This is a genomic window from Vogesella mureinivorans (assembly GCF_007644035.1).
In the GTDB taxonomy this organism is placed as follows: domain Bacteria; phylum Pseudomonadota; class Gammaproteobacteria; order Burkholderiales; family Chromobacteriaceae; genus Vogesella; species Vogesella mureinivorans.
In genome coordinates this window covers 69,401-78,951 of record NZ_VMTV02000162.1, presented here as the reverse complement: position 1 = coordinate 78,951, position 9,551 = coordinate 69,401, and the positions used below count along the sequence as shown (strand labels likewise).

The 9,551-nt window shown below is 63.1% G+C and carries 9 protein-coding genes; all 9 read left to right on the top strand.

Features of this window, described 5'->3' with window-relative positions:
- Window positions 1-359 precede the first annotated feature (359 nt).
- Window positions 360-1,250, top strand: a complete 891-nt coding sequence (gene glyQ, locus FLQ44_RS05440; protein ID WP_147689114.1) for a glycine--tRNA ligase subunit alpha — start codon at window positions 360-362, stop codon at window positions 1,248-1,250.
- Window positions 1,251-1,253: 3 nt separating this feature from the next.
- Window positions 1,254-1,721 (top strand): surface-adhesin E family protein, encoded by a 468-nt coding sequence (locus FLQ44_RS05435; protein WP_147693431.1) that lies wholly within the window; start codon window positions 1,254-1,256, stop codon window positions 1,719-1,721.
- Between the two features lie 2 nt (window positions 1,722-1,723).
- On the top strand, window positions 1,724-3,790 hold the full coding sequence (gene glyS / locus FLQ44_RS05430) for a glycine--tRNA ligase subunit beta (RefSeq protein ID WP_147693462.1): 2,067 nt from the start codon (window positions 1,724-1,726) through the stop codon (window positions 3,788-3,790).
- A gap of 122 nt (window positions 3,791-3,912) precedes the next feature.
- Complete coding sequence (gmhB, locus tag FLQ44_RS05425; protein WP_147693430.1) at window positions 3,913-4,455, top strand: D-glycero-beta-D-manno-heptose 1,7-bisphosphate 7-phosphatase; 543 nt, start codon at window positions 3,913-3,915, stop codon at window positions 4,453-4,455.
- Between the two features lie 5 nt (window positions 4,456-4,460).
- Window positions 4,461-5,231, top strand: coding sequence for a lysophospholipid acyltransferase family protein (locus tag FLQ44_RS05420; RefSeq protein ID WP_147693429.1), 771 nt, complete (start codon window positions 4,461-4,463; stop codon window positions 5,229-5,231).
- The gene (locus FLQ44_RS05415) at window positions 5,191-5,904 is read left to right on the top strand and encodes a M48 family metallopeptidase (RefSeq protein WP_147693428.1); all 714 of its coding nucleotides are present in this window, start codon (window positions 5,191-5,193) and stop codon (window positions 5,902-5,904) included. The genes FLQ44_RS05420 and FLQ44_RS05415 overlap by 41 nt, the downstream gene beginning before the upstream one ends.
- 142 nt (window positions 5,905-6,046) lie before the next feature.
- A complete protein-coding gene (gene gloA / locus FLQ44_RS05410) occupies window positions 6,047-6,436 on the top strand; it encodes a lactoylglutathione lyase (RefSeq protein WP_240801190.1) in 390 nt (129 codons plus the stop codon).
- A gap of 207 nt (window positions 6,437-6,643) precedes the next feature.
- Entirely contained in the window at window positions 6,644-8,038 is a 1,395-nt protein-coding gene (locus FLQ44_RS05405) for a sodium:proton antiporter (protein ID WP_147693426.1), read from the top strand.
- A gap of 85 nt (window positions 8,039-8,123) precedes the next feature.
- Window positions 8,124-9,503 carry a UDP-N-acetylmuramate:L-alanyl-gamma-D-glutamyl-meso-diaminopimelate ligase gene (mpl, locus tag FLQ44_RS05400; protein ID WP_206208682.1) on the top strand — a complete coding sequence of 460 codons (1,380 nt, stop codon included), beginning with the start codon at window positions 8,124-8,126 and terminating at the stop codon, window positions 9,501-9,503.
- The last annotated feature ends 48 nt before the right edge of the window (window positions 9,504-9,551 follow it).

The window sequence follows — 9,551 nt, the reverse complement described above, 5'->3', positions numbered from 1 at the left end:
GTGCGCTATGCCGCCTGTGCGCATGTCTGCTTGCCTTGTGGGGCGACAGCCGGGAGCTGGCGGGGTATCTGCTAGCTTTTTATATAGAACATGTGCTTATTTTATGATTCTGTGTGAAATGATGGCCGATTTGCCACTACTTTGATGCAATTTGTATGGCTAGCCCGCCAGCTGTGGCATTTTATGCAGATGGCCCGTGCCCCCGGCCTGCTGCAAGCCTGCTGGCCGGTGCCATAAATGGCCTGCCGCTGTCGTGCCAGGGTTGGCCGCAGCCGGCTTGCCGCCGCACCATGCTTTCCCCGCCTTCCCCTATACGGTTAGAATCGGGCTTTGTTTTTCAATCATTCAGATTCCGCCACATGCTCACTTTCCAGGAAATCATCCTCACCCTGCAGCACTACTGGAACCGTCAGGGCTGCGCTTTGTTGCAGCCTTACGATACCGAAGTGGGCGCAGGCACCTCGCACACTGCCACCTTCCTGCGCGCCCTGGGCCCGGAACCGTGGCACGCTGCCTACGTGCAGCCTAGCCGCCGCCCCAAAGACGGCCGCTACGGCGAAAACCCGAACCGCCTGTTCCAGCATCACCAGTTCCAGGTCGTGCTGAAGCCTTCGCCGCCGGACATCCAGGACCTGTACCTGGGTTCGCTGCGCGAGCTGGGCATCGACCCGGCCATTCACGACATCCGCTTTGTGGAAGACGACTGGGAAAACCCCACCCTGGGCGCCTGGGGTCTGGGCTGGGAAGTCTGGCTGAACGGCATGGAAGTGACCCAGTTCACTTACTTCCAGCAAGTGGGCGGCCTGGATTGCAAGCCGGTACTGGGTGAAATCACCTACGGCCTGGAACGCCTGGCCATGTACCTGCAAGACATCGAAAACGTGTACGAGCTGGTGTGGACGCGCCTGCCGGACGGCACCGTGGTGACCTACGGCGACGTGTTCTTCCAGAACGAGTTCGAGCAATCGAAATACGCTTTTGAAGAAAGCAATGTCGAGCTGCTGTTCAAACAGTTTGCCGACTACGAAAGCGAAGCCAAACGCCTGCTGGAAGCCGGCCTGCCGCTGCCGGGCTACGAAACCATCCTGAAAGCCGGCCACACCTTCAACCTGCTGGATGCCCGTGGCGCCATTTCGGTCACCGAGCGTGCCGCCTATATCGGCCGCATCCGCAACCTGTCCCGCGGTGTGGCCCAGGCTTATTACGACGCGCGTGAAGCCCTGGGCTTCCCGATGTGCAGAAAAGACTAAGCCATGAAGACAGCGGTAGCCTTTTTCACCCTGATTGCGGTGCTGGCCGGCCTGACCTGGTATCTGGCCAGCCAGCAGGAAGCCCCGCAGCAGGAAGGCAACTTCCAGGTGTACCAAAGTGGTGACGCGCTGGAGCTGGCCATCGATCTGGACAGCATTGCCAATGTGAACGAAGGCCTCGTCCGCTTCATCAACCAGGAGCGTTACGCCGAGAAAAAGCAGGAAGACAGCCTGGGTATCAGCTACCAGGTACGCCGCCTTGAAGGCCGTGCCGACTGCCAGAACATGCAGTACGCCTTTGTGAACACCAGCTACTGGACCAAGCGCAACCAGCATGTCTACACCCAGATGTTCCAGCTGCAGCGCTTTAACTGGACCTTCGTGCCGGTGGAGCAGGGCTCCATTGCCGACACCATGCTGAAGATTGTCTGCCGCCTGGCACCTAACGCCCCCAGCGAAAAGATTGAATGACCATGACCCAACAAGCCACCTTGCTGATTGAGCTGCTCACCGAAGAGCTGCCGCCAAAAGCACTGGAAAAGCTGGCCAACAGCTTTGCCGACACCATTACCGACGAGCTGAAAAAGCTGCAGTTTGCCCCCGCCGACGCCGCGGCCAACGTGTACGCCAGCCCGCGCCGCCTGGCGGTGCAGATCCCGGCCGTGGCTGCCATCCAGCCCGACCAGCACATCGTGCGCCGTGGCCCGGCCGTGTCTGCCGGCATGAAAGACGGCCAGCCGTCGCCCGCGCTGGCCGGTTTTGCCCGCTCCTGCGGCGTAGACGTGGCCGCGCTGACCACCGTGCACGATGGCAAGCAGGACGTATACGCCTACGAATCCACCAAAGCCGGCGAGGCGCTGTCTGCCGTGCTGTCCGGCATCGTGGCCACCGCCCTGAAAAAGCTGCCAGCGCCCAAGCTGATGCGCTGGGCCGACCTGGACCTGCAATTCGTACGCCCGGTACACGGCCTGATGATGCTGCACGGCGAGCACGTGATTGCCGGCGAGGTACTGGGCCTGCAAAGCCGCCAGCTCACCCGTGGCCACCGCTTCCTGTCTGCCGGTGACGTGACCGTGGCCAACGCCGACGCCTACGCCCGCACGCTGGCCGAAGAAGGCAAAGTCATCGCCAGCTTCACCGCCCGCCGCGAGCTGATCCGCCACAAGCTGGCCGAAGCCGCTGCCCGCCTGAACGCCACCATCGCCGCCCCGGACGCGCTGTTTGACGAAGTCACCGGCCTGGTGGAATGGCCGGTGGTGCTGGAAGCCGGCTTCGAAGCCGAGTTCCTGAACGTACCGCAGGAATGCCTGATTCTCACCATGCAGCAGAACCAGAAGTACTTCCCGCTGCTGGATGGCGAAGGCAAACTGATGAACCGCTTCCTGCTGGTGTCCAACCTGCAGACAGACAACCCGCGCTACATCATTGGCGGCAACGAGCGCGTGCTGCGTGCCCGCCTGTCCGACGCCAAGTTCTTCTACGAGCAAGACCAGAAGCAGCGCCTGGACAGCCGCCTGCCGCGCCTGGCCAATGTGGTGTACCACAACAAGATCGGCAGCCAGCTACAGCGCGTAGAACGCCTGCAGGCCATTGCCGCCGCCATCGCCACCCAGCTGGGTGCCGACGCCACCTTGGCCGCGCGCGCGGCTTACCTGGCCAAGGCCGACCTGGTCTCCGACATGGTGGGCGAGTTCCCCGAGCTGCAAGGCATCATGGGCCGTTACTACGCCCGCCTGGACGGTGAAGACGCCGCCGTGGCCGACGCCATCGAAGGCCACTACCACCCGCGTTTTGCCGGCGACAGCCTGCCGCAAGGCCCGATCGCTACCGCCGTGGCGCTGGCCGACAAGCTGGAAACCATCGTGGGTATCTGGGGCATCGGCCTGATCCCTACCGGCGACAAAGACCCGTTCGCGCTGCGCCGTGCAGCACTAGGCGTGCTGCGCATGGTGCTGGCCGCCCCGCTGGACCTGAAAGCGCTGATTCGCGACGCTGCCGCGGCCTTCCCGGCCGGGCTGCTGTCGGCCAACGTGGTAGACGAGGTGTACGCCTTCACGCTGGAACGCCTGAAAAACTACCTGGCCAACGACTACAAAGCCGACGAGATCGACGCCGTACTGGCGCTGGCCCCGACCCAGCTGAACGAAGTAGGCGCCGTACTGGCCGCCGTGGCGCAGTTCAAGGCGCTGCCGGAAGCCGCTACCCTGGCTGCGGCCAACAAGCGCGTGAAGAACATCCTGAAAAAAGCCGAAGGCGACATCGCCACGGTGAACCCGGCGCTGTTTGCCGAGGACGCCGAGCGTGCGCTGTTTGACGCCATCCAGGCGCTGGCCCCGGCCGTGGAAGCGAAGTTTGCCGCCCACGACTTTGCCGGTGCGCTGACCCAGCTGGCGTCGCTGCGGGCGCCGGTGGATGCCTTCTTCGACGGCGTGATGGTGATGGCAGACGACCTGGCCGTGCGTGGCAACCGTATCGCCCTGCTGGCCAGCCTGGCGGCGCTGTTCAACCGCGTAGCGGACATCTCGCTGCTGGCGGAGTAAAACTGCTTGGCCACGAAAACCACGAAATAACACGAACAAAGCGAATCATGCGCTGTACGGCGCGTGTTTTCCTTTCGTGTGTTTTGTGGGGTTCGTGGCAGAAAATGGCCTAAAAGGACACCATGAAACTTGTCATCCTCGACCGCGACGGCGTGATCAACCAGGATCGCGACGACTTCGTCAAGAACACCATGGAATGGCAGCCGCTACCGCGCAGCCTGGAAGCCATTGCCAACCTGACCCAGGCCGGCTGGCGCGTGGTGGTGGCCACCAACCAGAGCGGCATCGGCCGTGGCCTGTTCGACATGCACGCGCTGAACGCCATGCACGAAAAAATGCACCGTCTGGTGAACCAGGCGGGTGGCCGTATCGACGCGGTGATCTTCTGCCCGCATACCGCCGACGACCAGTGCGACTGCCGCAAACCCAAGCCCGGCATGGTGCACGAGGTGATGGAGCGCTTTAATGTGCGCGGCGACGGCTTGCCCATGGTGGGCGACAGCCTGCGCGACTTGCAGGCAGTGGCCGAAGTCGGCGGCCTGCCGCTACTGGTGCGCACCGGCAAGGGCCTGCGCACGCTGGACAAAGGCGGGCTGCCCGCCGGCACGCAGGTATTCGACGACCTGTTTGACGCGGCAGACTACCTGATCAATCTGGACAACTGAGTGCCATGCTGCTGATTCGTAACCTGATCTACTGGCTGCTGGTGGCCATCCTCACCCCGCTGTTCTGTGCGGTGCTGTTCCTGTGCGCACCGCTGCCGCGCCGCCGCCGCCACCTGGTGGGCGAAAGCTGGGCGCGGGTGCTGACCTGGCTGCTGTGGCATGTAGTCGGCCTGCGCTACCGCGTTATCGGCCAGGAAAACATCATTGATCAGCCGGCCATCATTTGCGCCAAGCACCAGTCCGGCTGGGAAACCCTGTCGCTGCAGGAAATCTTTCCGTCGCAGGTGTTTGTGGCCAAGCGCGAGCTGCTGATGATTCCGTTTTTTGGCTGGGGCCTGGCGCTGACCAACCCCATCACCATTAATCGCTCCGACCGCGCCAATGCCAACCGCCGCCTGCTGGAACAAGGCCTGAACCGCAAACAGCACGGCTTCTGGATCAGCGTGTTCCCCGAAGGCACGCGCATTCGCCCCGGCCTGGCCGGCAAGTACAAGCTGGGCGCCGCGCGCATGGCGGTGCAGTTTGATATGCCCATGGTGCCGGTAGCGCACAATGCCGGCGAATTCTGGCCGCGCAACGCCTTCCTGAAACACCCGGGCGAAATCACCGTGGTGATCGGCCCGCCGCTGTTCCCGGCCAACTACGCCGGCCCCGAAGCCATGATGAAGGCTGCCCAAAGCTGGATCGAAGCGCGCCAGCGCGAGATTGGCGGCGTCGGCCCGTTTGCCCACCCCGATGAACGCAAAGCACGCGCCGCTCAGCCTCACCCTGCCTGACGGCCCGCTGGCGGTGCGGCTCACGCGCCGCGCACGGCAGAGCGTGGGCATACGCATACGCGATGGCCAGGTAGAGCTGATCGCCCCGCCAGCGGTATCGCTGGCGGCGCTGCAGGATATTCTGGCCAGCAAGCGCGACTGGATCATGGCGCATCTGGCGCGCTACCAGGCCGAAGAAAACCGGCGCGAAGCCAGCCGTGGCACGGTGATGCTGGCCGGGCACACCTTGCAGCTGGTGGTGGAAGAGGGCACGCGGCACCGCGCGCGCATTGATGGCGATAGGTTGCATATCGCCGGTCCCGGCCTGCAGCAGCCGGCCAGGTTGGCCGCAGCGGTGGTGGCCTGGCTGCAAAAGCAAGCGCGCGAGGGCTTTTGCAGCCGCCTGGCCGCGTGGGAAGCGCACGCGGCGCGGCCGCTGTCCGGCTGGGCGCTGTCGTCGGCGCGTACGCGCTGGGGCAGCTGTACCAGCCAGGGCATTATTCGCCTGAACTGGCGCCTGGTGCAGGCGCCGCCTGCGGTGCTGGATTATGTGATCGCCCACGAGCTGGCGCACCTGCGCCACATGAACCATTCACCCGCTTTCTGGGCCGAAGTAGGGCGCCTGTACCCCGGCTGGCAGCCAGCGCGCCAGTGGCTGAAAACCCATGGCGACAGCCTGTTTCGTTACGGCTGAACAGCCTGTTCTGCCCGGCTGGCTTTAACTGGGCCACAGCGCCCCCATCTGCCCGTTCTTGCCGCCATGCGGCCAACCTTTGATGCTTTTGTGCGCTGGCTGTGATGCCAGCTGTGCACAGACTTATTTGCCGGAGAACCCCATGCGCCTGCTGCATACCATGATCCGTGTCGGCCAGCTCGACCGTTCCATTGCCTTTTACACCGACGTGCTGGGCATGACCCTGCTGCGCCGCCACGACTACCCGGAAGGCCGCTTTACCCTGGCTTTTGTCGGCTACGGCGACGAAGACAGCAACAGTGTGATCGAGCTGACCCACAACTGGGATACCGACAGCTACGAGCTGGGCAACGCCTTTGGCCACCTGGCGGTAGAAGTGGCCGACGCCTACGCCACCTGTGACGCCGTACGCGCCAAAGGCGGCAAAGTGGTACGCGAAGCCGGCCCGATGAAGCACGGCACCACCGTGATTGCCTTTGTGGAAGACCCGGACGGCTACAAGATCGAGTTTATCCAGAAAGGCACCCGCTAAAGCGCTGCCCGCCTGTGGCGCGTTTGCTGCCGTCATTGCCAGCCCTTCTGCTATGCTGAAGGGCTTTTTTACGCCTTTTGCGGCGAGCAGGGCGCGGTTTTTTGCTTTTGTGGAAAAGGGCTTTTGGAATTAATCGGGTAAACTGTAGTCCTAAAACATTCTGTTACAAAAAGAGCAGCACCCTTGCTGCCTGCACAAGGAGCCCCGATGAATCGTTTTGCCACCGCATTACTGCTGTCTTTGCTACCCGGCCTTGCCCAGGCCGCTAGTCTGGACGGCGCCACCCTGTCCCTGGCCTGGGGCCTGCCGTTTGCCGGCATTTTGTTGTCCATTGCGCTGTTTCCCATTTTTGCCCCCGGTTTCTGGCACCACCACTTTGGCAAGATTACCGCCATGTGGACGCTGCTGTTCCTGCTGCCCTTTACCCTGAGCTTTGGTGCCGGTACCAGTGCCGCGCTGGTGGTGCACGCCATGCTGGCCGAGTTCATCCCTTTCGTGGTGCTGCTGTTTGCGCTGTATACCGTGTCGGGCGGCATTCTGGTGTGGGGCAATCTGCACGGCTCGCCTGCGCTAAATACCGGCCTGCTGGCGCTGGGTACCGTGCTGGCATCGCTGATGGGTACCACCGGCGCTGCCATGCTGTTGATCCGCCCGCTGATCAAAGCCAACGACAACCGCAAGCACAATGTGCACGTGGTGGTGTTCTTTATCTTCCTGGTGGCCAATATCGGTGGCGGCCTGACCCCGCTGGGCGACCCGCCGCTGTTTCTGGGCTTCCTGAAGGGCGTGGATTTCTTCTGGACCGTGTCGGCCATGGCGCTGCCGGTACTGCTGTTGGTGGCGATTCTGCTACCGGTGTTCTACATGGTGGATAGCTACTATTTCCGCAAAGAAGGTGTGCAGCCGAAGGACAAGACCCCCGATGCGCCCATCAAGCTGTACGGCCTGCGCAATATCCCGCTGCTGCTGGCGGTGATTGGTGCGGTACTGTTGTCCGGTTTCTGGAAGCCAGGCATCACCTTCGATGTGATGGGCACCCCGGTGGCGCTGCAGAACCTGGTGCGCGATGGCCTGCTGCTGCTGATTGCCGCCATCTCGCTGAAAATTACCCCGCAGCAGGTGCGCGCCGGTAACGAGTTCAACTGGGACCCGATTCTGGAAGTCGCCAAACTGTTTGGCGGTATCTTCATTACCATCGGCCCGGTGATTGCCGTGCTGCAGGCCGGCCAGGCCGGCGCGCTGGCACCGCTGGTAGGCGTGGTTACTGGCCCGGACGGCGCCCCGCTGAATGCCATGTATTTCTGGATGACCGGCATCCTGTCCAGCTTCCTGGATAATGCACCGACCTACCTGGTGTTCTTCAACCTGGCCTCTGGCGATGCTGCCACGCTGATGGGCCCGCTGTCGCAAACCCTGTTGGCCATCTCGATGGGTGCGGTATTCATGGGCGCCAACACCTATATCGGTAACGCACCGAACTTCATGGTGAAAGCCATTGCCGAGCAGCGTGGCATCAAGATGCCTAGCTTCTTTGGCTACATGGCGTGGTCCATCGTGTTCCTGCTGCCGCTGTTCGTGCTGCAAACCTGGCTGTTCTTCTGATACACCGCGTAAAAGCCGCCGTGGCCACCAAGCCACGGCGGCTTTGCGGTATGCTTCTGCCTTTCCCGATTTCTGTCTGCAGCACATCATGCATATCCATATTCTCGGTATTTGCGGCACCTTCATGGGCGGTATCGCCGCCATCGCCAAAGCCGCCGGCCACAAGGTGACCGGCTGCGATGCCAACGTCTACCCGCCGATGAGCACCCAGCTGGAAGCCATGGGCATCGAGCTGATGCAAGGCTTTGGTGCCGAGCAGGCCGATATCGGCGCCGATGTGTTTGTGGTGGGCAATGTGGTCACGCGTGGCAAGCCGCTGATGGAAGCCATCCTCGACCGTGGCCTGCCGTATATCTCCGGCCCGCAGTGGCTGGCCGAGAACGTGCTGCACGATAAATGGGTGCTGGCGGTAGCCGGCACCCACGGCAAGACCACCACCAGCTCCATGCTGGCGTGGATTCTGCAGGACGCCGGCCTGGCGCCGGGCTTCCTGATTGGCGGCATACCGGAAAACTTTGGCATCTCTGCCCGCCTGCCGGGTACCCCGGCGCAGGACGCGGCCAGCCAGAGCCCGTTCTTTGTGATCGAGGCCGACGAATACGACACCGCCTTCTTCGACAAGCGCAGCAAGTTCGTACACTACCGCCCGCGCACCGCCGTACTGAATAACCTGGAATACGACCACGCCGATATCTTTGCCGACCTGGCAGCGATCGAAACGCAGTTCCACCACCTGGTACGTACCGTACCGGGGCAGGGCCTGGTGGTGGCCAACGGCCGCGAAGCCAGCCTGCAGCGCGTGCTGGACCGTGGCTGCTGGACGCCGGTAGAAACCTTTGGCACCGACAGCGGCTGGCAAGCCGGTGTGGCCGACGCAGACGGCAGCTTTGATGTGCTGCTGGATGGCCAGCTGCAAGGCCGCGTGGTGTGGGGCGTGCCGGGCGAACACAACCGCCTTAACGCCGTGGCCGCCATTGCCGCGGCGCGCCATGTGGGCGTGACGCCTGCCGTGGCCATCGACGCGCTGTCGCGCTTCCAGAGCGTGAAGCGCCGCATGGAAGTAAAAGGCACCGTGCGCGATATCACCGTGTACGACGACTTTGCCCACCACCCCACCGCCATTACCACCACGGTAGCCGGCCTGCGCCACAAGGTTGGCCGCAGCACGCGCATTCTGGCGGTACTGGAGCCGCGCTCCAACACCATGAAGCTGGGCACCATGAAGGCCGCGCTGCCGGGCTCGCTGCAGGACGCCGACGTGGTGTTCTGCTACGGTGCGGCCAACCTGGGCTGGCGCGTGGACGAGGCGCTGGCGCCGCTGGGCGGCAAGGCGCGCTGCTTTGACGATATCGACGCGCTGGTGGCCGCCATCGTGGCCGAAGCCCGCGCCGGCGACCAGGTGCTGGTGATGAGCAATGGCGGTTTTGGCGGCATCCACGCCAAGCTGCTGGCCGCGCTGGCGTAGTACAGTAGCTGCTGCTTAGCGACAAGATAAAAAGCCACCGCAAGGTGT